Origin of the sequence: Ensifer sp. BR816 (genome assembly GCF_000378985.1) — a bacterium.
Lineage (GTDB): Bacteria > Pseudomonadota > Alphaproteobacteria > Rhizobiales > Rhizobiaceae > Sinorhizobium.
Map to the genome: position 1 here is coordinate 581,386 of NZ_KB905371.1, position 24,994 is coordinate 606,379.

The 24,994-nt window shown below is 58.6% G+C and carries 19 protein-coding genes and 3 pseudogenes; 12 read left to right on the forward strand and 10 right to left on the reverse strand.

Annotation, left to right across the window (positions count from 1 at the left end):
* The first annotated feature begins 303 nt into the window (after positions 1-303).
* Entirely contained in the window at positions 304-2,202 is a 1,899-nt protein-coding gene (locus RHIBR816_RS0132395; RefSeq protein WP_018240743.1) for a phospholipase D-like domain-containing protein, read from the forward strand.
* On the opposite strand, the gene RHIBR816_RS35055 is transcribed toward RHIBR816_RS0132395, so the two are convergent.
* The 5 genes from RHIBR816_RS35055 to RHIBR816_RS0132420 are packed head-to-tail and all read right to left on the reverse strand — an operon-like array spanning position 2,197 to position 8,213.
* Positions 2,197-3,018: a hypothetical protein gene (locus RHIBR816_RS35055; RefSeq protein WP_018240744.1), complete on the reverse strand. Its 822-nt coding sequence runs from the start codon at positions 3,016-3,018 to the stop codon at positions 2,197-2,199. The genes RHIBR816_RS0132395 and RHIBR816_RS35055 overlap by 6 nt on opposite strands.
* Positions 3,018-3,866: a cytidine deaminase gene (gene cdd, locus RHIBR816_RS35060; RefSeq protein ID WP_018240745.1), complete on the reverse strand. Its 849-nt coding sequence runs from the start codon at positions 3,864-3,866 to the stop codon at positions 3,018-3,020. The genes RHIBR816_RS35055 and cdd overlap by 1 nt, the downstream gene beginning before the upstream one ends.
* Positions 3,860-5,266 carry a Dyp-type peroxidase gene (locus RHIBR816_RS0132410; RefSeq protein ID WP_018240746.1) on the reverse strand — a complete coding sequence of 469 codons (1,407 nt, stop codon included), beginning with the start codon at positions 5,264-5,266 and terminating at the stop codon, positions 3,860-3,862. The genes cdd and RHIBR816_RS0132410 overlap by 7 nt, the downstream gene beginning before the upstream one ends.
* Positions 5,267-5,280: 14 nt before the next feature.
* Positions 5,281-7,818 carry a pyruvate formate lyase family protein gene (locus RHIBR816_RS35065; protein ID WP_018240747.1) on the reverse strand — a complete coding sequence of 846 codons (2,538 nt, stop codon included), beginning with the start codon at positions 7,816-7,818 and terminating at the stop codon, positions 5,281-5,283.
* Positions 7,819-7,847: 29 nt separating this feature from the next.
* Positions 7,848-8,213 carry a VOC family protein gene (locus RHIBR816_RS0132420; RefSeq protein ID WP_018240748.1) on the reverse strand — a complete coding sequence of 122 codons (366 nt, stop codon included), beginning with the start codon at positions 8,211-8,213 and terminating at the stop codon, positions 7,848-7,850.
* A gap of 1,233 nt (positions 8,214-9,446) precedes the next feature.
* On the opposite strand from RHIBR816_RS0132420, the gene RHIBR816_RS0132425 reads away from it, so the two are divergent.
* Both RHIBR816_RS0132425 and RHIBR816_RS0132430 read left to right on the forward strand, forming a co-directional pair.
* Complete coding sequence (locus tag RHIBR816_RS0132425; RefSeq protein WP_018240749.1) at positions 9,447-11,351, forward strand: hypothetical protein; 1,905 nt, start codon at positions 9,447-9,449, stop codon at positions 11,349-11,351.
* Between the two features lie 88 nt (positions 11,352-11,439).
* Positions 11,440-13,068 (forward strand): hypothetical protein, encoded by a 1,629-nt coding sequence (locus tag RHIBR816_RS0132430; RefSeq protein ID WP_018240750.1) that lies wholly within the window; start codon positions 11,440-11,442, stop codon positions 13,066-13,068.
* A 22-nt stretch (positions 13,069-13,090) separates the two neighbouring features.
* Here RHIBR816_RS0132430 and RHIBR816_RS0132435 read toward each other — a convergent pair whose 3' ends face one another.
* Positions 13,091-13,690, reverse strand: coding sequence for an HNH endonuclease (locus RHIBR816_RS0132435; protein WP_157628296.1), 600 nt, complete (start codon positions 13,688-13,690; stop codon positions 13,091-13,093).
* A 265-nt stretch (positions 13,691-13,955) separates the two neighbouring features.
* Between RHIBR816_RS0132435 and RHIBR816_RS0132440 the strand changes: the two genes are divergently transcribed.
* The 4 genes from RHIBR816_RS0132440 (at position 13,956) to RHIBR816_RS0132460 (ending at position 18,458) form a co-directional block, all read left to right on the forward strand.
* Entirely contained in the window at positions 13,956-15,395 is a 1,440-nt protein-coding gene (locus tag RHIBR816_RS0132440) for an IS1182 family transposase (protein ID WP_026187688.1), read from the forward strand.
* A gap of 281 nt (positions 15,396-15,676) precedes the next feature.
* Positions 15,677-15,913: a fumarylacetoacetate hydrolase family protein gene (locus tag RHIBR816_RS0132450; protein WP_256375059.1), complete on the forward strand. Its 237-nt coding sequence runs from the start codon at positions 15,677-15,679 to the stop codon at positions 15,911-15,913.
* A gap of 272 nt (positions 15,914-16,185) precedes the next feature.
* The gene (locus RHIBR816_RS35070; protein WP_018240755.1) at positions 16,186-16,566 is read left to right on the forward strand and encodes a hypothetical protein; all 381 of its coding nucleotides are present in this window, start codon (positions 16,186-16,188) and stop codon (positions 16,564-16,566) included.
* Positions 16,563-18,458, forward strand: coding sequence for a potassium transporter Kup (locus RHIBR816_RS0132460; RefSeq protein ID WP_018240756.1), 1,896 nt, complete (start codon positions 16,563-16,565; stop codon positions 18,456-18,458). Before RHIBR816_RS35070 ends, RHIBR816_RS0132460 begins: the two co-directional genes overlap by 4 nt.
* Before the next feature lie 418 nt (positions 18,459-18,876).
* On the opposite strand, the gene RHIBR816_RS0132465 is transcribed toward RHIBR816_RS0132460, so the two are convergent.
* Positions 18,877-19,107, reverse strand: a complete 231-nt coding sequence (locus tag RHIBR816_RS0132465; RefSeq protein ID WP_018240757.1) for a hypothetical protein — start codon at positions 19,105-19,107, stop codon at positions 18,877-18,879.
* A 161-nt stretch (positions 19,108-19,268) separates the two neighbouring features.
* Between RHIBR816_RS0132465 and RHIBR816_RS38785 the strand changes: the two are divergent.
* A pseudogene (locus tag RHIBR816_RS38785) lies at positions 19,269-19,409 on the forward strand (DUF3606 domain-containing protein); the annotation flags it as partial.
* Positions 19,410-20,139: 730 nt separating this feature from the next.
* Here RHIBR816_RS38785 and RHIBR816_RS0132475 read toward each other — a convergent pair.
* Positions 20,140-20,346, reverse strand: coding sequence for a hypothetical protein (locus RHIBR816_RS0132475; protein WP_018240759.1), 207 nt, complete (start codon positions 20,344-20,346; stop codon positions 20,140-20,142).
* Between the two features lie 589 nt (positions 20,347-20,935).
* On the opposite strand from RHIBR816_RS0132475, the gene RHIBR816_RS0132480 reads away from it, so the two are divergent.
* The 3 genes and pseudogenes from RHIBR816_RS0132480 to RHIBR816_RS38940 all read left to right on the forward strand — a co-directional run.
* Entirely contained in the window at positions 20,936-22,030 is a 1,095-nt protein-coding gene (locus tag RHIBR816_RS0132480; RefSeq protein ID WP_018240760.1) for a putative zinc-binding metallopeptidase, read from the forward strand.
* A 126-nt stretch (positions 22,031-22,156) separates the two neighbouring features.
* Positions 22,157-22,363, forward strand: coding sequence for a CsbD family protein (locus RHIBR816_RS0132485; RefSeq protein ID WP_018240202.1), 207 nt, complete (start codon positions 22,157-22,159; stop codon positions 22,361-22,363).
* Positions 22,364-22,391: 28 nt separating this feature from the next.
* Positions 22,392-23,283: pseudogene (locus RHIBR816_RS38940) on the forward strand (sulfate/molybdate ABC transporter ATP-binding protein); the annotation flags it as partial.
* 356 nt (positions 23,284-23,639) lie between these two features.
* Here the strand turns inward: RHIBR816_RS38940 and RHIBR816_RS38800 are convergent.
* A pseudogene (locus tag RHIBR816_RS38800) lies at positions 23,640-23,756 on the reverse strand (carboxymuconolactone decarboxylase family protein); the annotation flags it as partial.
* Between the two features lie 162 nt (positions 23,757-23,918).
* A complete protein-coding gene (locus RHIBR816_RS0132505) occupies positions 23,919-24,620 on the reverse strand; it encodes a type 1 glutamine amidotransferase domain-containing protein (protein ID WP_018240207.1) in 702 nt (233 codons plus the stop codon).
* A 237-nt stretch (positions 24,621-24,857) separates the two neighbouring features.
* Between RHIBR816_RS0132505 and RHIBR816_RS35080 the strand changes: the two genes are divergently transcribed.
* A partial coding sequence (locus tag RHIBR816_RS35080) for a helix-turn-helix domain-containing protein (RefSeq protein ID WP_157628311.1) occupies positions 24,858-24,994 on the forward strand: 137 nt, incomplete at its 3' end.

Sequence of the window (24,994 nt, forward strand, 5' to 3'; positions counted from 1 at the left end):
TTCAGATCCCTTTCAGGAGCAAAGATTTGGTGGCCGGCTTCCGGCTCATTGCGGACACTTGCGATCAATGCGTTCACTTGCCGCTCGTGCCCAACAGCCCCCGTTAAACGTCGCAGGCGCGAATCCTGAAAGCCGCCATTTCACCGTCCTGCATACGAGGCAAGCAGACCTTTCACGGGAGATTTTCTTACCAGTCGTGGTGATCGCAGCGAATGGGCGCTTCTGCAATGAGCGAAAAGTTGTATAGTCGACAGCACTCAACCAAGGCGTCGACTGAACTCAAGAAATACATGGGGGAACGGCATGCGGTATTTTGAGGAGAATAACGGCCTGAAGCTTCGCGCCATCACCGGGACGCGTTCGGTACTTCTCGCCTTCGACGCGGATCTGGAAACACGAAAGGGCCTGAGAGGCTTTTCGATCCGTCGTACGGAATATCTCAAGAAGCCCGACGGTGAAACGGTTACAAGCGTGAAGTGGCTCCAATCCAGCAAAGTTTTCAAAACGGTTGAGCCCAAGCCCAAGGAAAAGATCAACGGCAGGTTCAAGATCTTCCGGACAGACAAGCACCCAATTCAGAAATTCTTCTGGTCGGACTATGGCGCGGTGCCGAGTACCGATTATCAATACGAGGTATTCCCCGCGTATGGTCCAGTAAACAATCTTCAGCTTGACCGACATCGCATGATCGAACTGAAAATCAGGACCGAAGACGAAGACGACGGCAAGCACGGAATCTGGTTCAACCGAGGAGCGATCGCTAGCCAGCATTATGCTCGCCAATTCGGCAACGTCCCTCCGAGTGAGGACGAAGTACTTGACATCAACAATATCAAGACGCGGTGGCTTTCGCGTGGCCTGCTCGAAGCCTGCATTGCCTATATCAAGTCAGCCAAAAAAAGGGAGTGGCTCCACGCCTGCCTCTACGAGTTCACCTATCAGCCCATCATTGACGCGTTCGACGACGCGGCGAAGCGGGGCGTCAACGTCCGCATCATCTATCACGCCACTGAGGCGAACAAGAAGGCCATCGGCGGGAAGCTAGCTGGAACGGGAGTCCTGATCGAACGGACTCGGCCTACCATCCCGCACAACAAATTTATCATCCACTCCTCGAAGTCCCGTAAGCCGCTGGCCGTTTGGACCGGCTCGACGAACATTACCATGTCGGGATTCCTCGGGCAGTCCAATGTCGGTCATCTGTTTCGCGATCCGACGCTGGCCGGACGCTATCAGAAGTACTGGGACCTGCTAGCGACCAACCCGGCGGGCGCGTCCGTAAAGAACGGGAACAAGACCATCTCGCCTCAGCCGAAAGAGGTCGTCGAATCCGGTTCGCTGACTCCGATTTTCTGCGCGCGGGATGACCTCGCAATGCTGTACTGGTATGGCAATCGAATACTCGACGCGCGCGACCTCGTGATGTTCACGGTCGCTTTCACGGTCAGCCCAGTCCTTATTCCGGTTCTGGCGCAAAAGCGCGATTGCCTGCGCATGCTGGTGATGGAATCGCGTCCGCCAGCGGATCTAATTGCGGCCTTCACCAAAAACGGCCGCGACCCGATGTTGACCACCTCCTATGGCGCGGTGCTAGGCAAGAAGAAAATCGTGATTACGCTTCCGGACGGAAAACGGGCCACCAAGACCATAGACATCGAGGATTTCCCTCTCGGGGAGTGGTTCTGGAAGGAAGAACACACCCGTGAAAGCGGCAATGTCTTCTTCATCCATACCAAATACCTAATGATCGACCCTTTGTCGGATGATCCCCTCATCTGCACCGGATCAGCGAACTTTTCGAAGAACAGCCTCCAGAACAACGACGAGAACATGGTCCTGATAAGGGGCGACACTCGGGTCGCCGATATCTATCTGACGGAGTTTCTCAGGCTTCACGAACACTTCTATTTCCGGGATGCGGCCAATAGCCGAGCCGGCAAGGGGAAGGATGCGGAAGGCGCGTTTCTCGAGGAGACGAACGACTGGACAGAGAACGATTTTTCCCCCGGAACCTACCTCAACTCACGGCGCGAAATGTTCTTCCGGGATGCCCCGAGCTCCTGGCGCGAGCAGGCCCAGGGCCGCGATCCGACTGAATCCATTAACATTGCACTGCAACAGGCGCTTGAGGACAAACGGAAGTCCGCCGCGAAAAGACGGCAGCCACGCGAGGCCGAACATAGCGTATCGTCTTTGTTATAATATCCGTTCGGGGAAAGGATGCCCAACCACGGGGAAGTCCGCCGGGAAGACCTCCAGCTTGACGTGTTCATTCTTGTGCGTGTCGATGACGAAGAACCGCATGTGCATGTAGCGCTTCTTGGAATCGCACATGGCCTTGACGATTAGGTCCACATTGGTCGGATCGTCATCCGACATTCCGAAGCGGTGCGGCAGCTTGGCATCGTATTCCTTCGCGGCTTTCTCTACGATCGCATTGATCGCCACGCGCTTGAGATCCGAAGTGACGTCCCCGCCCGCATCGAACTGGGCGCGCGGCCCGGCGGGGAGGCCCTCAGCGAGTTCGGCCTTCATCTGCGGGTTGTTGACCGCGTAAACCTCGAGATAGTTCGGCTCGCGGGACAACAGTCCCGCCTTAACCAGCAGCGTGATCGCCGCCTTGATCGTTTCGCGGCTATGACCCCGCGCAGTGACGATGGCAAGCGGGCGCTGTTTGTCGCAGGCATATTGCAGAAGCGGCCATGCCGGGGCCTGCCAGCCTTGGTCGGCGCCGGCGATGGTTGCTGCCACGTCCTCAAGCAGATATTGCCTTTCACCGGGTCCGAGCGTTGCTGGATCGCGATCGCCGAAATGCAGGTAGGTATCCTCGAACTGCTCGTAATCCACCCACTCGCCCGGCGCGCCGAGGATCTTGCGGATCGTGGCGAACTCGCTGGTCGATACGGTCTTGATCTCGCCGTTCTGTTTGTTGCGCAGCAAGATCGGCGTATCGAGGAACATGATGTTGTCGTCGAAATCAAAGAAATAGAAGCTCGTTCCCGTGCGTTCCTCTGCCATTATGCTCCTCCTACTTTTGTTGTGACCAGAATGACCGCCGGCGTGATTCCCAGGCCGAGCGAGCCGAGCAGCTGTTCCACTGCCCGCCGATGATCGACCGGACCGTCGGAGGTCTCCACCAACACCACCTCGCGTATCGCCCGCCAGTCGCGCCCTGCCATCGTGAGCCCGACCAGAGCGGTCTGGCCTGGCGACAGGCTTGGGTTGAAGGCGGCGTTCTCAACATAGGAGCCCGGCCACAGAGTACCGTCGTCGAGGACAAACACGCAGCCGGCGAAGCTCTTGGTGTAAGGCGCGTAGCTGCGATTGGCCGCATCAAGCGCAGCTTTGCCGGCGGCATCGGGCCTGCCCTGCGGCTCGAGTCCGTTGTCCTGCGGGGCAAGCAATCCGCCGATCACGCCGAGATCCTGCGGACCGAAGGGTTCGGGCAGGAAATCCACCAGCGAATAAGGCGTGTCGCGGGCGAGCCAGATCGCCAGCCTGTCGGCGTCCGCCAATTCGTTCAGGAACTGGCGGCACGATCCGCACGGTGCGGCCGAAATCGCCAGTGCGGCAAGCCTCGCCTCTCCGTGGTTCAGCGCATTGATCACAACCGATTGCTCGGCATGGATCGTCTGGCACAACTCGCTGCCGGGCAGTTCGATATTCGCTCCGAAATAGATCGCCCCGCTGCCGCCTAGCCCGACGGCGCCGACCCGATAGTTCGACATTGTCGGGCGCGAAAGCTTCTTGGCACGCTCAATAAGGCTGCGGAGGTACTGCCCCTCGGTCAGCTTCGATTCCTTCGCCAACGCCCGTGCCATGGCCGCGTCGATCCAGCCCGCGTCGAGGGCGTCCGCGCTCACCATTCCGGCAGCCCTTCGAACAACGGCGCGCCGATGTAATCCTCGGGCTCGCGCAGGCCGGGCGGGCAGAAGTAGTAGCCGCCATCAATCACCGAGAGGATCTTATTGGCGAACATCACGTCGATCCCAGTACCGGGAACCGGAAAGTCCGGGTTCATCTGCCACATGTTGGTGACGTGTTCGAACTGCTGCTGGATCGATTTCATGAACGCGACGAACTGCAGGCCGTTGATCACGCTGCCGGTGGCCGGATCGAGCCCGTCGAAGAAGGGATAGGGGCGGCGCACGAACCGGCGCTCGAGATCGGGCAGGCCGAACAGGTCGGGTTCGGAGCGGCGAGGCTGTACTTTGCGGACATGCGAATTGAGCGGGCCGTCGGCAGCGTCAGCCGGATCAGGGTAGACCGGCAGCATCCCGTCCTCCCCTTCCACCTGCCGCGACAACGGCTTCCCCGAGTCCTTGTGGCGGCCGATATGGCGTTCCTGCTCTGCCTCCTTCATCGTCTCCCAGCGCGGCATGTCCTCGCGGATCTTCCGGTAGACCACATAGCTGCCGTTTACGCACCATGCGGGCTCGCCGTCGGTTTCCTCAACATAGACGAAGCGGTGGAGATCGTCGGGGCCCATATGGACGTTGTCGACCCCATCATCGAAGCGAAGGAACTCGCGTTTGTCCTTGCGGGCGAAGCCTTCCTCGATCGAAACGAAATCGAGCACATCGCGGCCCGCCGGGATTTCGGCATGGGCTTCGCGGAAACGCCGATTGAAGAACTCGACGAAGAAACGGGAAGTTGCAACGTTGACATAGGGGTGGTCGCTACAAACCGCGATCAGCAGGTCGGTGCCGGTTTTCGCCGGATCGAAATGCGCGGCATCACCTGGAAACCGCGGCATCGGTTTCAGATATTTCGGCTTTCGCGCGCGCAGTCCAAACCGGTCGGCACCGGCAGGGTCGATGAACAGCGTGGCGCCGAACCCGAAAGTGACAGTTACGCGGTAGCTTGCCGGAATGTGCTCCAACACCGCGACATGGGCAATCGACGGTTTGCGCTCCATTTCCTCGACTGCAAATTGGGTGAGCAATCTGAGGATATCGACCAGTTCGGCGCGGTCGTTCGACAGGACATTGGCGCGGATCAGCGTCAGATTGTTTTGGCGCGCAGTTCGGCCGGCATAGTCGGACATGTACTGCGCCCGCAATTCCGCTTCGCCGGGAGGGGGCGGTGAATCGCCTGACAGCCGGCCCGAACGGTTGAGTTTGCCAAGCAGTTCCGCGATCTGGCGAATATCCATCCCGCCATCGAACTCGGCCGGCCAAATCGGGTCGGTGATGCCGTTTTGATACGGGGAGCTATAAAGTGGTTCCGGCAAGGGGACGAGCATGCTGTCGAGGTCCTTTGGCATAGGCACTCCCTTGGTCAGACCGGATAGACTGGACGGCGGCGGTGATGGCGCTTGTGATCGCTGAACAGGACGACGAAGAACTCCGTCCACCCCCCCATACGCACGCGGACAAGGTCGTAGTCACCAGGCGCCGCTTCGGCGGCGGCTAGCGTCGCCGGGTTCGCGGTCGTGACCGTCATCACGTTGCTGCCCTGCCCATCGGCGAAGGTGCGGATCGCCTTGGTCAGGGCTTCGGGGGAACTATCCTCGGCGATGTTGAAATCGGACGGCGCTCCGTCGGCGAGGCGCGTTACCGCGCGATGGTTCCACGAGGCGAAAGCCCGCGTCATCGAAGGGATCGGGGTGGCACCGGGCAGTTCGAGATCCTGCGGATAGGGAGAGGCGGAAAGATCCGAGGCGAGCGGAGCGCCCGCACGCCTGCCATCGGGAGTCGCTCCGCCGAAGCTACCGCCGAAATTATATTGCTCGAAGGTGCCGACCCCAGGCGTGACTACCAGGTTGAACGGCTTTCCGGGCGAGGCGAATCGACTTTCGAGCCGCGCGAGGGCGGCCGCATGCATCGGCTGCTTCAGCGCGCGTTCGATTGAATCGACAAACGAGTCGATCAGGCGCCAAGCGTGGCGGTCGACCAATTTATTGCCGTGGCCGAACCTGGGCTGTGCAAGACACAGCGCGCGCAGCTCCGCCACCCGTTCGGGCGTGACCTTGCGCCCGACCACGTCCGAACGCGCGCCCCAGTCCGAACGAAGGCAGGCGACGAGTTCATCGAGCGCGATCACCTGCTCCCCGAACACCAGCTTCTCTAACACATAGAGCGAATCCGCGACCGTGCTGATTCCCGTCATCAGCGGGGCGAACATGTGATAGCGCGCGCCGCCGTCGTAGAAGTCCCGGCCGCTTTCGAGACAGCCGTCGACCATCGCCGATAGGATCGGCGATGGGCAAACAGCGCCTTTCGCGCCATATGCCGATAGAAAGCCGGCGATCTGGCGATTCACATTGAGCCAGATATGCTCCTCCATGATCGCAAGGAAGTCTTCGAAACCGGCGATTTCATTGGCCGGAGACGAGCGGTAGCTACCCTTCATTCCCCGAAGGAACGTGCTGCCCGAGGCTCCGAAGCCGGCACCGCTGTTGAGCGCCTTCTCGAGGACATCGACCCCGGGAACGTAGATAAAGCTGAACTCGGTCTCGCCGGGGAAGATCGTCTCGTAACAGCCATCGCAGGCATAGTTTCGCGCGCTCTTGAGTTCAACTCCCGCCCCCGCGCGGAGAAGCGCGGGAACCAGCTTGTCGTCGTTGAGCAGCACCGGATGCGCGCCACCGCTCAGCAACGCGCGCGCGGCGAGATCGATCACGTCGCCTGGAGTGTGCTTGTGAACCCTCAGGTCGAGTGTCGGGCAATTGAACGGGAAGCGGCGGGCGGCGTGCAGGCAGAGCCGCGTGACATCGTTGCAGGCATCCTTCGGCTCTGCCTCGTTGTCGGCGATCAGGCCGCCGATCGTGAGTTGCTGCATCCACTGATTGGTCAATGCGCCCTGATCGAAATTGCTGGCACCTCCTGCGCCCATCAGCGCCCCGTCCGCCTGCGAGAAGTGGTCGACAATCATCCGGTTGTCGAGCGTCACGCGCTGGTCGAGTTTGACCCAAAGGCAGTCGATCACAACCTGCGCCGCGCCTGTTTTAAGTTCTTCGGCCTTAAGGAACGGCTGCAGAATCTGATCCAGCCGGCCGAGCGAGGTCAACTCGCCGGTCCAATGCAGCGCGCAGTTCATCAGGAAGATGCACTGCACGGCGTCGGTGAAGCTTTCACACGGCTCGGCAGGAATCCGGCGCAGCCGTTCGGCGGCGGCCGACATGCCATCGACCCGATCGCGGAACACGGCACTTTGCGGGTGGTTCGGCTTTTCCTGCAGCACCCGGCGATAAAGCTCTGCCTGGCCCTCGGCGGCCGCCGCGTAATTGTTCGCGAACACGATTACGCTTTCCAGCACCGTTGCAACTGAAGTATAGAACGATTTGCGTTCGGGGTCGGTGCAAGTGTCGCGGGATGCGACGCATTCATCGATTATCGCACGCAGTCCCCTGCGCGTGACCTTCTCATGGTTCGGACAGATGTGGCCGAAATTCGACCACTGATTAAGGAAGCGCGCCTCGAACTCCAGCCGCTCGTCGCGGTCGTCGCGGTCGTCCTTGAAGTAGTCCATCACCTCCTTGCCTTGACCGACCGAGTAGGGGGGCATCGTGCCGACGATCAACTCGTCGGGATCGATCTTGAACACGCCGCGGTCGTGGCCCCAAGAGCTTGAGATCAATTCGAGTGTGCGCGCCATCGCCAAGCCGCGTCGCTCGACCAGCGTTAGCTCCATCACTCCTTCGCCGTCGTGATCGCGAATATGTCCGAGGCTGCCGAACGAAGGAAAAACCTGCTGGCCGCGCCAGCCTTCGAACATGTTCAGCATCAAGCGGTTTACGCGTGGCGAGGGCAGATCCTTATGCCCGGCGGGCAGGTTTTGCAAGTGGCGCCAATAGGCCAGGATATTGTGGTGCATCGTCCCTCCCCCGACGGACTGGAATCCTTCTAGTCCAGCAGTTCCGCAAGGAGGATCGCGTTGCCATCGGGGTCACGCAGCATGGCTATCCGGACGTGCTCGTAATTCGCGATCTCACCCTCGATAGCCGCTCCCCGGTTCGCGAGGCTGGAAACTGCATCCTCCATCGTGCCCGCGACGTGAAGCTCGACGCTGACAGCCCCTGCAGTGCCGGCCGCCACGGTCTCGGGCGGACGGGCGATGTGCAGACCGAGCGTGAGGCTCGGTCCTGCTTCGAGTTCGGCCCAATCGCCTCCGACTTGGTTCCGCAATGTCAAACCAAGCACGCCCTGGTAGAACTCAACCGAGCGTTTCATGTCCGTCACGTAAATGGAAGCGACGCCACCTTTGATCATTTGCTTCTCTCCGCCTACAGATCAGCCGAAGTGCATCAGCCCGAAGCCGCACAGCCTTCGAAACCGGAAGTTGTCTTGCGAAGACTATACTATATTAGAATGTACTCAAGCCGTTTCTAGAGCGGTCAGAAGATTCGAGCGAGCAAGGCACCAGATTCCCGGAAACGCTTGCCGCTGCGTCGCTTTGGGCAAGCGCCGACCGTCTCGAGCAGGCCGCGATAGGAAGTTCGGAGTCCCTCGGCTGAGGTTGGCGCCAGAAATCGTCCACTGGATCGACCATAAGTACCAAGCGGTCGATGAGAGCTGAAGCGACTTGGTCCCATTCTAGGCGATATCATTGGAAACCAGCCCTAGTCTAGGCGGACGTCACGATCAAACCGCTCAACCAATAGAAGACTGCACGGGGCTGGCGCGGGCGACTGCTACTGATGCGACTTAACCCATTCGAAAAACGAGTTCGTGTCGTCGGTCACCTCTCCTGCCGCTACCTACTGCTCAAGGGGCGACATGAAACAATAACTGATTGGCCGCCATCCGCCTCTGTACGGCTGAGGGCTGTTGTTTGTGGCGTTCGATCGTCAGCCCCTAACGTTCATTTTCTCTCAAAGCGTACGGCCACGGGCCGCGACGGGGCATTTGCCGAAGCAATTGATGCGTCCTCGAAGTACGGAGCGGTTCTCATGTTGCGGGACATGACGGAGCCACACGAGCGAGGCCCAGTCCTTGTTGCAGCAGTGTTGGACGCATTCATATCGATCTAAATGTGTCTGGTCGGGGACCTTCAGCATGTGCGAGGCGCATTTCGGTGTGTTCTGGAGCGATTCCATCGCTAAAGCTATCATCGCTCCAGTTGAATGTACGTATTTACATAGTCGTCGAAGTGGCTACCACAGCCATAATAGGGAATTTAAAAGAAATTTCTTGATCTTTATTTCCGTATTGTGCTCACCTGTAATATTCAACACATGTACAAATACAAGCGTTTGAATATGCTGAGGAAGATTGTTACATGTGTCATGTAGAACAGTTGACATTCTCTAGCGAATTTCCTGGGTGTGACGGTTCCAGTGGTATTGCTTGGAAACCTGCGAATCGCAAAACTGTTGGTGGAGTGACAGAGGAGCGGGTATGTTAGCCGTTGTTGCGCGCTAGGCTCTTAGTGGTTCGGCGCAAGCAGGGACCTAAACAATTTAGCAAGTCGCCGGCACGATGGTCGAAAAAGGAGAAGCGGCAATGCTTGGGGATCCGGTCCAGAGACCAATCAACACGGCTGTTGACCTTTGGAGTGCATTCAATGAGCGCGCGGGGCTTCAGACCGCACAGCGCAATGGCGGTCGGCCAAACTACGATACTCAGCTATTAGGGACTTTGCGCCAGGAGCTTTATCTTCCCCAAGGCCCCATACAGCGAGGGCTGAAAAGCACGGGCTGCAGCTTGGAGGCGCTGTTTTGCGCCATCATGCTCGCTCTCCAACCTTGGTCACGGATGATGCGCGATGTGCTTGCTATGCTGAACGAGGCGAAGGCCGTGGGGAGCGGCGAAACGCTCGAACTCCACGTGCAGCTCAAGGAAACGACACCCGAGCTGCGCGAAACTCTTGAGGGTTTCAGACGCCAAGCGCTGGAGAGCGAGGCAATCGTGACCGCTGCTTCGGCCCGTAGGTGGGGGGAGCTCGATCTTTGGAGTCTTCGCGATCCTTTGGGCGATACTTATTGGAAACAGGCGGTCTCGCCTCGGATCGAGGCTTGGCTTGACGACTACCGAGACGGCGACCGTACAGCTCCACCACCCTTGGAGCTGACTGGTCATGCAGAATACGACAAGGCAGTCGCAGAGCTGCAGGAAGCGCTGAGATCATGCTTACGGGCCTCCCGGGCTGCAGGCGATACAGCGGAAGCCAGATCGATCAGCTTCCGTGCTGAGCAAGATCGGGATTTCGGAGACGGCTGGCGAGGGCACGCAATGGTGAGTCTGGATTCTGACCGCGCCGTGGGAGCGGTCCTCCAGTCGTATGATGTCTTGCCGCGACGGCTGGACTGGGGACCGGAAACGGCTGCCGCTGCCGCGTTGTACATTCGAAACAGACTAGAGAAGGTACCGGCTGCTCTCCCTGTTCGGAAGCGGGTGCGGCAACTGCTGGATCTCTTGGATTTTCCCATATGGCGCCGCCGGCACGAATTGTACTCTGTCTGGATCGCAACATTGGTCAGGCGTGCAGCTGCGGCCGTAAGTGCCCCAATCGATTGGACCTGGCGCACCGAAGGTGGCGTGTTGAGTTTTGCCTTCGCCGGCGCTGTAGTAGCCGAACTTAAGGGCGATGGCCAAGGGGCATACTTCTGGGCGGAGCTCAGGCGCAAGGCACAGGGACAAAGCCGCAAAGGCAGGCGCCACATTCAGCCGGACTACACCCTTCTGCTTGGACCAGACCGCCACTTGAGCCCTGCGGGTCTTGTGGTCGAGTGCAAGCAGTACCGCCGGCCGTCAGGCTCCAATTTTACCGCCGCGCTCGAAGACTACGCTTCAACTCACGAGTTTGCCCCGGTCGCGCTCGTCAATTATGGGCCGGCCGGCAGCGCCGCCGTGGCTCTGTCCGATGCGATATCGTGCGTGCGACCTTCACCCGTTGCCGCATTCGGACTTGTGCAACCAGGTGGCGCGGGCGAAATGAAAGCTCTGACATGGCTGTCCGACAACCTCGGGATGATAGGTTCCCTCGGCCGAGCCATCGCTTGCGTCTTTCCTCCGTCCCCGACGAAAATCGCAGCAGAGATTGTGCTTTCCTGGATTGAAGGTGGTGACCTCGACCTTCATCTGACTGCGGACAACGGCGAGCAGGTCGACTACAGATCCCTTGGCTCACTGGCTGGACCACCTTGGATGCAATTGGATGGAGACATCAGAGAGCCTGGGACAGAGAGGGCTACTATCGCTGAAAGTTTGCGCGGACGTTGTTCTGTGCATGTAGAGCTCTTTGCGGGGGAACAGCCGGCCGCGGGGGCGGCGACTATCAGGGTATCGTGTGGGCAAAACCACACGACATTCACGTCACCCGCCGGCGTTTGGCCTCGATGGGCGGTATGCACAATCGATCTGGAATCAGGGACGATCGATGCTGTCGATGAAACACTCTTGTTCTGACCCGTTTGTCGGTCCGTCCTTCGAGCGATCGAAATCCGTGCAACAGGTCCTTTGAAGTCAGAAACTGAATTTCGATATAGAGGAGTCGATGGAAATGTCCGAGGAACCTGCGTTCTTTTCCTCTCTCGAGGCGGTCGCGGCAGGCTTCCATACCGGACGCCTGCTCGTCATAAAGGACGGGTATCTCAGTTCCAAAATGGTGTACTTCCATGAGGCGTCGCACGGCAGAATTTTCCAAGAATGCACTGACGGCAATCTCCATCTGAGTGTGCTAGCCGCATTGGAAAGCGACGACTTCAAGCATGATCATGCACAACTGGTTGCCCTCAACGACTTCCTCTTCGCCTCCACAAGAGATGCGCACGAGAAGGTCGCTACCTATCTGGGCGTTCAAAGTTTCTCCTTCGAAAAGGAAATGACCGATGCCGTCCGAATGCTGCCTACAACCTATCTTGGCTTCTACACCTTCTTTGATTCGCTTCTGAGGGAAGTGCCGTCGTCCTATGTTCGGTATTCGATTGCCTGGGCAGCTGGGCGACTAGCCTTCAACTCTGGCCGAGCGCACAAAGTCGATGGTCGACACCTCCTGAACTCGGTGCAATCGATCCCAGGACCGACGGAGCGGCTTGACGTCATCGGTCAGTATCTGGCCAATTTGACATCGGTGGACTTGACGAACCTGGTCGAAGAATGCGCGTCACAGGCCTACGAAAAGACGAAGCTAGATCCGTTCTCCTTGATGAATGATAGCGACTGGGAAGCGCGCATTGCCTCAAATCATCGAGGAATACAAGAATTCGACTCGGCATTCTTGCGAGCACTGACGCTGGCGCTCTCGCGCCGGATTCCACTGGCTGAGCGTAGTGAGCTGGTGCTTGATGGATATTTTGCGCCCGTCATGCGGCGCTTCCTGGTACGTCGTGTCCCCATTAAATTAGGACCTGACGGCACGACGGACAACTACCAGCACGCGTTTGAACTTGCTATTCAAGCAGACGCGATGAAAATCCAAAGAGCGAACCGGTTGGGCGAAAGCCAATATGATGAGCCCACACTCCTAAAGTGGGTTATAAAGAACGCGAGAAAGTCAATTTTCGTATCCGCGGTCGAAGTTGCCGAAAATCGGGGACACTATAAGGTCTTTCTCGAAAGCGGTCAGGGCGTCCAAGCCTCCTATGCGCCCGGCATTCCATGCGTCATGACAGGTACGCAATTCTCCAGGACTTGCGCTTTGGTCAACGAAGTTCGCGACGAGGAAGGTACTCCGCCAATCTTCCTTTTTACGCGGCGAGGAGGTCGGCACGAAAATGAATTCGCGGGGCTGATGGGGCCTGATGATGTCGAGTGGGTCTTTTGGCGGCCAGGTATGAAGCTGACACCGAAGAAACATCTCCAATTCGTTCCGTTCTATTTTGAATCAAGCAAGTGGGCAAGGCTGATCGAGCTGAACAGCGGAACATGGACCCGGGTCGACACGACCATCGATGTGCCACAGGATGGTGAGAGATTCGATCTCAGCATCATGTTTCTATTCCCTCAAAAAGCGGACTGGATACCGCATGTGCGGCTCTTGAGCAGAGCGGCGGCGGCCCTCTACACACCCTTGCTCCAGATTCCGTCCATTCAGGAAAAACTGAAATATGAGAATTTCTCCAACGACGGCAAAGTTGTCGTGCAAGCAACACTGGCCTTGTGGGAGGCCTTTGAGCAGTTGTAGGAGGGCCCAAAGCGTTTGCTCCTCACAGCAGTCTGTGTGTCTCACCTTCGTAGGCCACCGCGAAGCCAGGCGAGATCGCAAAAATGATTGCGTCAGTGAACTCGAGTGCGGTGGGTGGTACGTCCTCCAGAGCCACCGCAACGGTTGCCTGAAACAGACGCGGATCCGCCTTCGCAAATGCAACGATCAGCGGTTTGAGTGCAGCATAGTCGAGCTGGTCCTTTTCTGAAGCCGCCTCAAGGTAAGCAAGGGCCTTGTCAATCTCAGCGTCGACTTTCCACTCCGCAGCCAACGCGACGCAATCTGCCGCCTTAGCTCCGGCTCTTTTCAAATAGGCCAAATGGATATGAACTGGTCCATAGACGTTGCCCCTTTTTTCATTATTGCAGGATCCGCAGCATGGAAGCCAATTTTCGTATGAATTCAGGTCGAAGTCGAGTGGCAAGCCAAGCTCTGTGAGATTGGCTGCGAGCCGATTGGGATCGGATAGCAAGTGCTCGGGGATAACATGGTCGACCTGCATCGTCTTGAGCGTTATGGGCTCCCCGCACATATAGCATTTCGGCCCGTGAACCTTAAAGACGGCGAACCGCTCTACGGTCGAAAAAGTGTAGCGAGGCAAGAACCGATCCAGACCCATTCTGATGTGGCTTGTTCAATGAAACTAGACCGGAGCCTGGCTTACGACAAGGTGATCGTTGCGCGAGCGATCCGAGCTCAGACCTTCGAGTGCATTGCCAACGGCTGGCCGAGCTCAGACATCGAAGCACTTATGCGGGGTGCTTCGAGCGACCGATCGGACATCGCATAGATCGAGGACCGCTTTGGGCCCAGGCTGTGTGAAAACGCCGAACATGATACCCTTTGACATGAGTCGAGGGGGCTTCATGAAGCGGTATATCGAGGGTGTCGACAGGGGCCAGGGTACACTGCTTCCCGAGCAGTTGGATGACTGGGTGCATGAGGATAGCCCAGTTCGGGTGGTGGACGTCTTCGTTGATGAGCTCAATCTGGCCGATCTAGGATTCGTGCGCTGTGAGCCAAGCAATACCGGGCGCCCAGGTTATCATCCCTCGATCCTGCTCAAGCTCTACATCTACGGCTATCTGAACCGAATCCAGTCGAGCCGGCGTCTCGAACGCGAAGCTGGACGCAACATCGAGGTGATGTGGCTGGTTGGGCGTCTTGTGCCTGACCATAAGACCATCGCCGATTTTCGGCGCGACAACGGTGGTGCCATCAAGAAGGTCTGTACCGGCTTTGTGCGGCTGTGCCGCGAGATAGGGCTTCTCGCTAAGCCGAGTGTTGCGATCGACGGCAGCAAGTTCAAGGCGGTCAACAACCGGGACCGGAACTTCACCAAGGGCAAGCTGGCCCGGCGCATGGCGCAGATCGAAGAGAGCGTTGCCCGATATCTCCACCAGATGGACAGCGCCGACCGGCAGGAGCGCGACGACATTCATGCCGCCAAGATCGAGCGCCTGCAGGAGAAGGTTGAACGGCTTCGCCAGGAGATGGTTCGGCTCAAGCAGATCGAGGAGGAGATGCTGGAAACGCCCGACCAGCAGGTATCGCTCACCGATCCCGATAGCCGGTCAATGGCGACCAGCGGCCGAGGCTCAGGCATGGTCGGCTACAACACTCAGACCGCAGTCGACACCGAACATCACCTCATCGTCGCCCATGAGGTGACCAATGTCGGTAACGACCGGGCGCAACTTGCCAACATGGCCAAGGCCAGCAAGCAAGCCTTTGAGGCAGACCATCTCGAGGTTGTGGCTGACCGCGGTTACTTCAACAGCGAAGAGGTTCTCGCCTGCGTCGAGCAGAAGGTCACGGTGACCATGCCCAAGCCCATGACGTCGGGCAATCGGATCAAGGGGCTCTTCGTCAAGCAGGACTTCCGGTATCTCAAGGACGAGGATGTCTATCTCTGCCCGGCCGGCGAACGGTTGATCTATCGGTACACGCGAGAAGAGGCGGACCTGATGATCCGGCGCTACTGGTCGAGCAATTGTCCAAGCTGCGCCATGAGGTCCAAATGCACGACCAGCAAGTATCGGCGCATTCAGCGTTGGGAGCAGGAGCATCACCTCGAGGCGATGCAGGCAAGGCTTGATGCTGATCCTGATAAGATGCGGCAACGCCGCGTGACCGCCGAGCATCCCTTCGGGACGATCAAATCATGGATGGGAGCCACGCACTTCCTCACAAAGCGCCTGCCGAACGTGCGCGCGGAGATGGCGCTGCACGTACTCGCCTACAACATGACCCGGGTCATGAACATCATCGGCTCCAAGGCCCTGATGGCGGCAATCCGGGGGTGAGCGCCTCGCCTATCACGATTCCATGAAACTCTCGCGTCAAACGCCGATAGAGAGGCCAATTCGGCATCTGGAGGGCGCTCGAAAGCAAAACCGCCTACCATGACGCGTGAGCTACGCTCATATCCCACAATTAGCCATGGCATCAGCGTTTTTACACGGCCTGGGCCGATTGGCGCCTATGGGCTTGCGACTTCACCGGATAGTTCCGCAAGTGGATCTGCTTGTGGCTTTCGACAATGGCGGTGAGCGTTTTGGTCAGATAGGCTAGGGGGGCTCCCAAGGTGTTCGGATATAGCTGCATGGATGAGGGGAGCGTTCGAGACTGGCAGCGGCACTCGTCACAGGTCACCGCCGGGAAGAATTTTGTCGGCACGCGCCCCGTCGGTCCGTGGATCGTTACTACCGATGAAGTGCCTAATGTTCAGGCGCTGGATCTGGAACTTCGAGTCAACGGCGAGACTATGCAGTTGGCAAATACCAGAGATATGTTCACGTTCTGGGCCAAAATTATCGCATAATGTATCACCTGGAACGCTCCCATGCGGTCATGCGGTCAGGCACGCTCACGAATCCGCCGTGTGCAGCGTGCATGGCGAAGATCAGGGGGGCGGACGTATCGTGCAGCCCAGATCTCGGAACCGCCGCCTCGTCTTCTTTGAGCTTGACCAAGGCGGGCTGATCTTTATGAAAATTTTATGCGCGCGTCCAAAAGTCCCCATCGAATTCAAATCCCAAACCGCCGTAGGCTGTGGCCATCCAATGGATAGGCCAAAGGCCTAAGGGGCACGACATGATGGCACAAGACCTTGACCATCTAGGCATTGATCTCGCCGATAATCGCCGAGCGGGACGCTGCTCCGAGTTGCCGATGGCGCAGCTCGAAAGGAGAGCGGATGCGATCGCCGTCCAGACTACAGCTCTCTACGAGTATGACAATGACTGGGTGGGCTATACACTTGTTGGCACGAGCGAGACTTGCCGCCGCGTGCTCGGACTCGATGCGCCGATCTTTGCCCCTATATCTGAGCGCGCGTACGATCACGACGACGGCCATATCCACCTGCCGCAGGGAATTATCGGTGCGCAATGCGACCTGATCTACACGATAGGCCGGGAATACCCCAGCTCCGGTGAGAAAAGTTTCGGGCTGGTCCATTCGAGGTCCTTATGACAGCGACACAAACCGACCAAAAACCCGAGGGCCACGGTCGCTTCGCCGCTCTCCTGTTAGGTTCAATTGGTGTCGTGTATGGAGACATCGGCACCAGTCCGCTCTACGCCTTTCGCGAGGCGTTGCGGCCGTTCGCTCATGACGGCGTGCACAAAAACGAGGTCATCGGGTTGATTTCGTTGATGCTCTGGACGCTGACGGTCATCGTCACCTTGAAATACGTGCTTTTCCTCCTTCGGGCGGACAACGACGGCGAAGGCGGCACCCTCTCTCTGCTCGCTCTTCTGATGAAGAAGGCGCAAGGCAGCATGGCGCTTCTGTTTCTGGCTGGCCTGATGGGGGCGGCCCTCTTCATTGGCGATGCCATGATCACCCCGGCGCTCTCGGTGCTTTCGGCCGTAGAGGGACTGAAGCTGGTTACGCCCGCGCTCTCGGGTTACGTCCTGCCGATCTCGGTGACGATCCTGGTGCTGCTCTTCATCGTACAATCGCGGGGCACCGCGGCCGTATCCAAGTTCTTCGGCCCGATCACGCTTATCTGGTTCATCGTCATGGCGGCCGGCGGTATCGCCCATATCAGTGACGACCTCTCAATCCTCAATGCACTCAATCCGGTCTACGCAGTCGATTTTATTACCCATGCAGGCTTCGTCGGTCTGGTCGTTCTCGGTGCGGTGTTTCTAACCGTCACCGGTGCAGAAGCGCTATACGCCGACCTCGGCCATTTCGGCCGCGCACCCATTCAAACCGCCTGGTTCCTCGTTGTTTTCCCGGCGCTTGCGCTGAACTATCTCGGACAGGGCGCACTGGTGCTGGCCCATCCGAGTGCAATTGAGGAGCCCTTCTTTCTGATGTTTCCTGAATGGGCGCTGCTTCCGGTCGTCATCCTGGCGACGCTTGCAACGATTATCGCCAGTCAGGCGGTGATAACCGGGGCCTTCTCCCTCGCTCGCCAGGCGATCCATCTCGGATTTCTGCCACGCCTTGAAATATGCTTCACCTCCGAAACGAGCACCGGTCAGATCTACGTGCCGGCAGTCAACACGCTGCTCTTTTTCGGCGTGCTTGCCCTTGTCGTGATCTTCGGAAGCTCGGAGGCGCTTGCGACCGCCTACGGTATCTCAGTTACAGGGGCAATGGTCGTGACCACCCTACTGGCGCTCCCGTTTCTAAAATGGATTTGGGGTTGGTCGACGATCGTTGCGGTAAGTACACTCCTGCCTCTGTTCGTTCTCGAGTGCGTTTTCCTCGCAGCCAACCTGCTGAAGGTTCACGATGGCGGGTACGTGCCGATTATGATCGCCGGGACGATCATTGTGATGATGTGGACCTGGCGCAAAGGCGCGCGGTTGGTGAAGGAGAAGATTGGGCGCAACGACATGCCGCTCGAGGCGTTCATCCGACTGGCCAAGCGAAAGTCCGAGCACGCTCCGTCGGACGTACCGGGGACGGCAGTGTTCCTGACAAGCGTGCCTGAAAAGGCGCCTGCCGTTCTACTTCATAACCTCAAGCATAATCACGCGCTGCACGCGCAAAACATTATCCTTCACGTGAAGACGCGTGGCGTTCCGTTTGTGCCGGAAGCCGAACGGATTGAATTGACGAAACTTTCGGATCGGTTCAGCAAGCTGACGATCAATTTCGGCTTCATGGACGACCAGAATGTCTCCAAAGCCTTCGCGACGTGCAGGAAGGCAGGGCTAAAGTTCGACATCATGTCGACGTCCTTCTTCATTGGACGGCGCAAGCTCGTGGCGGATCCGGATAGCGGCCTGCCAGGATGGCAGGACCGGCTGTTCCTCGCAATGGCGCAGGCGGCGATCGACCCCTCTGACTATTTCAGCCTGCCGGCCAATCGTGTTGTCGAGATCGGCGAGCAGGTGCTGGTCTGAGGTCTTTCGGCGAGGTGAACGGTTGAAGTTTGCCGTCGAAGGGACCTAAGCTGCGGCGACTAAAAGAATGGGGCTCATCGCTGGCCTCGGTCTGGCAAGCTCACCGAATTCGACTATGATCGCCCCTTCGTCACATCAGGAGCAGGATCATCGAAGTCACCAAGTCGACAACGACGGCCGCATATCAGCGTCGTCGACATCGGCGGCGGGGCGGTGCTTGTCTGGTTCGAATGCCACAAGGACGAGGAAAGTGCAGCGCGCTTTCGAGAGCGCTTGCATCAGAACCCCATGTGGACGGGTGAGATCTACCCACGGATGGATGGTCAGTGCTGGCGAAAAATTGAGATGGCGCGTCGCGGTGCGGTGAACGTACTTCGCGGATGCGATCAAGCGGGTGCTAATGTTCGTAGCGCGCGACTCACTGAATCGTCGACGATATAATAGTCGGTGCGTCGTCGCCTTCGCCCTTGTTGAGGAACTGGAGCAGCGCGGATAGGAGATTTTCAGCGCTCGCTCGATCGAGCTCCACCAGGATGATCTCTTCCTGGTCAGACACAAGCTCGAGCGTTCCCGTGAGCGGGTCTGTCGAGAACACGCTTACGTCGTTGCCCTGATACTCAACGGTGGTCGGGTCCCGATCGTCTTTCATGGTTGCCTCCCCAGAGCATGCAGCAACGACATCATCGACCCATGTGGCTCCATCCTGTCAATTGGGTCTTCCGACGTAACTGGCCGCCACCGCAAGAGCCCGATGGGGGGCTTGTCGCGCGTTGAGCAGCGCCTATCCTTTTGTGATGAATGGAGGTGAACATGGCAGACGACCCGAAGAGGCAAGGACGCGACCGGAAGCTTGCATCCACACAGGAACACGAGGTCGCCTATATCGTGAAGACGGCCAAGGTGACCCGGCAGAAGGCGACGCCAAGCCGTCCCGTGAGCGGTCCGGAAAAAAACGCCGCCCGACGAGTTGTTTCTGCCGACGCACCACACGGCTATTTCTTCCGGAGATACTCCATCACCTTCTCCCGGCTAGGACCCGCCTCGCGGATCGCCTCAAGCGCTGCATCTCCTCGGCGTAGCCGTCGGCCGCCGGTTTCGGCATGAACATGTAGACGAGGGCGTCGCAGCCAAGACCGCAGTGCTGATATTTTCCCGGATGCGTCCAGCGATGGCAGGTGGGGCCGATCGTGTCGATAAAGTCGGGGAAGGGCGTGTCGGAGAAGGCGGACGATGCGACGATACTTGAGTTGAATTAGCTCAACTAAGCTGCTGGCGACCACGCGTGGGTGTAGAAGAAGCGATCAACAGGAGCGGCCGGCGGCATGCTACTGGGATGTTGAGTATGCCATTCCGCCCAGCATTTTCTTTTCGTCGTCGATGGCTCGGTCGAGCACATCAACGATCAATTGGATTTCGGCGACGTCCTGTGCGGTTGCGACGGTCTTGCCAGGGTCGTGGTTCCTTCCGAATACGCGGCGTCGCTGGACGAGATCATGTCGTAACCTCGTAAGATTATCCAGGTGTTCCCTTCGTTACGACGTTGCCCTACAGGTCAAAGGGACGCACAGCAGTCAGGCCACCGCTCAACGGAGTTAGAATGGAGGCGGTTTCCTGCCTTTCCCTGCCCAGTTCGGGAAATGATCGAAACCCGCTCCAACGGCCCTCCTGAGCTTGGTGCGGTTCATTTGGATTTGATCACATCCCGAAGAGCATCTGCCGCTCTCATTCCGGACTGGAACAGCGCGATCAGCCCTCGGGCAATGGTATCGGCTTTTTCTGTGTCGGTCTTGATGTGCCTGGCCTCGACTTTGTCGTCGAAGATGCCTTGCAGCAGCGTAAGATCGTCTGGCGAAATGGGGAGCCCATGGAAGCCGTTGCGAGATAACATAGCGCAACTCCCTTTGCTTGGGGCGAAAGCGCGATGATCTCTCAGCCATCCGCGCCCGTGGAACCAGCCGCTGATGGTTTGCAGTGCGCCTTAATGGTGGCTTTGCATAGATGCGCCCAGCAAATGAACAAAGGGCAGTGTCCGCGGAAGACTGGCGGACACTGCTGAGAGCCTCATTTCGGAGGAGTTACTTAACTTCCGTGCGCTCGGAGAGGGGATCACGCGCTCGCAACGGATGGGAGTTATTTGTTCCTCTAGCCGACAAAACAAAAGCGCGCCCGGAGAACCAAGCGCGCAATCAGTGAATGACTCCAGAAATTTTCCGGTCCAGTTGTGCAATAGCCGGTTCCCGGTCGAGAGCGGCAGCCCTCGATGGGCCAAGGTGTTCCCGCTCCCTCATTCTCGCCGTCGATAAGGGCGACCACTTTAAACGCGGGATTTCTTGGGTTGGTTCCGTCTGCTCCTTGCCGACCCAGATGCCGCTCTCGAACTTTCACAGCATCCGTGAGCAAGGCGAGACTCGCATCGGCCGAAGCATCTTTTCCCTGTCTCGCGCGTTTAGCTGCACCAGCCGATAGAGGGGTGCCGCATGCGGCTTTTTCAATGCGATGTGAGCGGATTGCCGCTCTATTTCGACAACCATTTCAGCGTCGGCGCGAACAACGCACCCGTCGGATTCGTCGCGGACACCTTGACGCTGCATACCCTCACCAATGCGGGCGAAGGCCTCTGGCGGATCCCATCACGCCCGGACACGCGTTGGAGGTTCTGCGCCAACGCACCGATTGACGGTAGCAACTGGCTTGTGGATGCTGACGATCCAAACCCGCTTGCCATCCCCGCCCGCTACAACCGCATCATCCCGAATACGGATACGCCGCAAGGTCTCGAGCGATTCCACAAGATCGGAGCCGCGCAACGCCATCTCTTTTACTCGATCCTGCGCTTTGACATTCCCTGTCCCGATCGAGCCAGCGATCCCGACGGAGGTCTCGTCTTCGACTTTCTGGAAGACACGATCGACGATTTTGGTCATCTGATCCCGGCCATGACCGGACACGAGGATGGCCTTATCAGCCTACGTGCCGCAGAGGCGGACGATGTAGTGCGCGAGACGGTTCGCGTGTCGATGGGAGAACCTTACCGCACACTGCTCGGCCACTTCAGGCATGAGATCGGCCACTTCTTCTTTCAGCAGCTCGTCGCCGGCACCGACATGCTCGCCGAAGCGCGGCAGCTGTTTGGCGACGAACGGCAGGACTACGACGCCGCGCTTCAGAGGCATCATGGCGAGGGACCTGCTGCGGATTGGCAGCAAAGCTTCATTTCGGCCTATGCGGGCTGCCATCCGGCCGAGGATTTTGCGGAGTGCTGGGCGCACTTCTTCCATATCGTCGATACGCTGGAATCCGCACGCGCTTTCGGCCTGTCGATCGAGCCCTTCCGGCATAGCGATCTCGAGGCCGAGGTGACGTTCGATCCGTACCGCGCCGACAGCGCCCGGCAACTTGTCGACGCCTGGGTTCCGATCAGCTTGGCGCTGAACACGTTCCAGCGCTCGATGGGACAAGGCGACATCTATCCCTTTGTTCTGGCGCCGCCCGTGATCGAGAAGCTGGACTTCATCAACAGGCTGATCAAAGCCGCACGGGAAGCCAGCTCGTCGATAGCTGGAGGAAAATGAGCGGAGAGGGAAGGAGGCTTGTCGTTTGTGCTGAGGCCACAGCAGTCAATTCATGCCCGGCAAGGGTGAACCAAATCGGCGCTGGCGAGTTCAGAAGAACATACAGTAATCGCAGGAGGATCCGCCATGGATTGGAATCGCGTCGAAGGCAACTGGAAGCAGATCAAAGGCAAGATCAAGGAGCAGTGGGGTAAGCTCACTGACGATGATCTCGACCAGATCGCCGGCAACCGTGACCAGCTCGAAGGCAAAATCCAGGAACGCTATGGCATCGAAAAGGACCGAGCGCACCAGGATCTCGACGACTGGTGTAATCGTCAGACCTGGAATTGAACACGCCGCGACGGGCCTATGGAAGTAGGAATTCGGCGGCGTAAAAGCGCTCGCCGATGTAAGTCTTGAGATTCGCTCCGCGAACTGATCGCGCTGCTCGGTCCCTCCGGCTCGGGCAAGACGACACTGCTCCGGCTCATTGCCGAGCTCGAGGGTCCAACCGGAGGCATGATCTTCTTCGACGCCGAGGATGCGTGGAAGAGGACGGTGCAGGAAAGAAATATCGGCTTTGCCTTCCAGCAGACTACGCTCTTTTCCGACACATGACCGTGCTCGAAAACGTCTCCTTCGGCTTCGAGGTCAGGCCATCCAGCCGGCGGCCGCCGGCGGCCGAGATCCGCCGCCGTGCCCTCGATCTCATCGAACTGGTACAGCTTTCCGGCCTGGAAAAGCGCTATCCAGCCCAGCTTTCCGGCGGGCAGCGCCAACGGGTGGCGCTGGCTCGTGCCATGGCGGTCAAACCCAACGTGCTGCTGCTCGACGAGCCCTTCGGCGCGCTCGAGCAGGTCGGCACGCCCGACGAGATCTACGACCACGCGATTTCGCCCTTCGTTTACGGCTTCATCGGCCAGTCGAACGCCCTGAAGGTCACGCTTGCAAGCGGCGAAATCCGCTTCGCGGGCCGGCCGATCGGCCTGCGTGCAGCCAACGAACCGGACGGGCCGTCAATCCTCTATTTTCGTCCGCACAACGTCGAGCTCTTCGACGGCGCCGGCGGCTGTCTCTCCGGCCGGGTCACGGCAAGCCGGCGGGTCGGGGGCACGCGCCACCTCGAATTGGACATCGGCGAGGGACAGCCTTCGGTCGAGATCGAGTTGTCGCCCGAACGCGCATCCTCGGCCGACCGCGCCCGTATCGCATTCCGACCCACCAAGTGGAAGCTGTTTCCTGGCGAGGAGAACCCGAAGGCGGTTCGGTGAGGACGGGGCCAATGTATTCGTCGGGCCCGTTCGTTTGTTGAGCAAGCAATTAGGCGGTTTCTAAATGACGTTGAACATCCCGAAATCTTTCTTGCGGATAATCAAGACCCAGAAGAAGTTTCGACGCCTCGTCGAGACGTCGCTGCTGCGGCTTGCACGCGCTCTTTCCAACCTCTATCTATCGAAAGATAGGTGATCCTCGGCGCGTGGCCAAGCCCACTTGTGCACGAAGAGAGTGACCGGCGACGAGAGCCAGCCATTGCCCGGATCCCAGGCTCTGGCATGCGGGTCAGGGCAAACACATCAGGGTCCAGGCCATATGCGGGGCGAGGCCGGATAACCGGCCCTCGTTGTCGTTACCCTTTCGGCAGGCTCGCAATCGTATCGAAGACGCGGGCCGTATAGGTCAACGCCGCACCGGCATTCAGAGCGATCGCGGTGCCCAAAACCTCGGCGATCTCGCCGTTTGTGGCTCACTTTTTCCATTGTCGACAAGGCGTTGAGCCGCGGAGTGTCCGGTTTCGAAGGTCGATCGGAACTGTTCGCCACGGTCTTCTACAAGACCAGGCGGCCGCGCCCCGGCACGCAAGGATTGCTCGCTCTGGGGCGCCAAGGAGCGCCCCAGAAACTTGAATTTACGAAGTAAGGCGCTCCGACAGAGCTTCGGCGAGCGGTACCGCGGACGCCGGGCTCTGGCCCGTCATCAAGATGCCGTCGACGACGACGTTCGGCTCCCAGTTCGCCTTGCTCTGGTAGTTGGCACCGCGGTTCTTGAGCTCGTCTTCGAGCGAGAACAGCAGGTGGTGGAGCAGTTCAATCTCGGTGTCCTCGGCGTTCTTGAAGCCGGTGACGTTGAGGCCGTTTACGAGATACTGGCCATCGTCCTTCTTGACATCGCGCAGGATCGCGGGTGCATGGCACACCATGGCGATCGGCCGGCCGGCCTTGTGGAAGTCACGGATCAGCTTGATGGCGAAGGAGTCGGAGGCGAGATCCCAGAGCAGACCGTAGCCACCCGGGAAGAAGACGGCATCGAACGAGCTGTAGTCGATGTTGCGCAACTTGCGGGTGTTGCGGGCGGCGAACATCGCGACCGGGTTGGCCAGGAAGCGGTCCGTATATTCGGTGGTAAACGGCGCCTTCATGCTGAGAAGATCGATCGGGGCCTCGCCGCCCTCGGGAGAGGCGAATACGACCTCATGACCGGCGCCGGTCAGGATATAGTAGGGCGCGGCCAATTCATGAAACCAGGTGCCGGTCTGCTTGCCACTGAGGCCCATCTCGTCGACCGACGACATGATGAGGAGGATGCGCTTTTGCTTATTGCCAGTGCTCATTAGATCTTTCCTTTCCCGTGGTCTTGTGACCAAACCCATAATGTCAGTTGCTATCTATCTAGCGATAGGTAGACGCCTGATACCTAGTCGCATCAAACGGATCTTGCAAGACCTATCTATTGATAGATCAGAATATTTTTTCGGCGGTCGCGCCGGTGTTGCTATTCTCCTCGGAATACCCTATCTACTGATAGATTGAGAAAGGCCATAGCAGTGAGCGACACGACAGAGGCAATCATGGACGCCGCCGAGGAGCGGATTCGCCGGGCGGGCTACAGCGGCTTCAGCTTTCGGGAAATTGCCGCAGACGTCGGCGTGAAGAGTGCGAGCGTGCACTATCATTTTCCGACGAAAGAGAGGCTCGCGGCGGCCGT

What these genes read in the sequence shown, in the direction of transcription:
- RHIBR816_RS0132420 (WP_018240748.1), bottom strand. Translation starts at nt 8,213, where the DNA reads ATGATCAAAGGTGGCGTCGCTTCCATTTACGTGACGGACATGAAACGC.
- RHIBR816_RS0132410 (WP_018240746.1), bottom strand. Translation starts at nt 5,266, where the DNA reads ATGCCAAAGGACCTCGACAGCATGCTCGTCCCCTTGCCGGAACCACTT.
- RHIBR816_RS0132475 (WP_018240759.1), bottom strand. Translation starts at nt 20,346, where the DNA reads ATGTTATCTCGCAACGGCTTCCATGGGCTCCCCATTTCGCCAGACGAT.
- RHIBR816_RS0132460 (WP_018240756.1), top strand. Translation starts at nt 16,563, where the DNA reads ATGACAGCGACACAAACCGACCAAAAACCCGAGGGCCACGGTCGCTTC.
- RHIBR816_RS0132465 (WP_018240757.1), bottom strand. Translation starts at nt 19,107, where the DNA reads ATGAAAGACGATCGGGACCCGACCACCGTTGAGTATCAGGGCAACGAC.
- RHIBR816_RS35070 (WP_018240755.1), top strand. Translation starts at nt 16,186, where the DNA reads ATGATGGCACAAGACCTTGACCATCTAGGCATTGATCTCGCCGATAAT.
- RHIBR816_RS0132485 (WP_018240202.1), top strand. Translation starts at nt 22,157, where the DNA reads ATGGATTGGAATCGCGTCGAAGGCAACTGGAAGCAGATCAAAGGCAAG.
- RHIBR816_RS0132505 (WP_018240207.1), bottom strand. Translation starts at nt 24,620, where the DNA reads ATGAGCACTGGCAATAAGCAAAAGCGCATCCTCCTCATCATGTCGTCG.
- RHIBR816_RS0132430 (WP_018240750.1), top strand. Translation starts at nt 11,440, where the DNA reads ATGGAAATGTCCGAGGAACCTGCGTTCTTTTCCTCTCTCGAGGCGGTC.
- RHIBR816_RS0132440 (WP_026187688.1), top strand. Translation starts at nt 13,956, where the DNA reads ATGAAGCGGTATATCGAGGGTGTCGACAGGGGCCAGGGTACACTGCTT.
- RHIBR816_RS35055 (WP_018240744.1), bottom strand. Translation starts at nt 3,018, where the DNA reads ATGGCAGAGGAACGCACGGGAACGAGCTTCTATTTCTTTGATTTCGAC.
- RHIBR816_RS0132395 (WP_018240743.1), top strand. Translation starts at nt 304, where the DNA reads ATGCGGTATTTTGAGGAGAATAACGGCCTGAAGCTTCGCGCCATCACC.
- RHIBR816_RS35065 (WP_018240747.1), bottom strand. Translation starts at nt 7,818, where the DNA reads ATGCACCACAATATCCTGGCCTATTGGCGCCACTTGCAAAACCTGCCC.
- cdd (WP_018240745.1), bottom strand. Translation starts at nt 3,866, where the DNA reads ATGGTGAGCGCGGACGCCCTCGACGCGGGCTGGATCGACGCGGCCATG.
- RHIBR816_RS0132425 (WP_018240749.1), top strand. Translation starts at nt 9,447, where the DNA reads ATGCTTGGGGATCCGGTCCAGAGACCAATCAACACGGCTGTTGACCTT.
- RHIBR816_RS0132480 (WP_018240760.1), top strand. Translation starts at nt 20,936, where the DNA reads ATGCGGCTTTTTCAATGCGATGTGAGCGGATTGCCGCTCTATTTCGAC.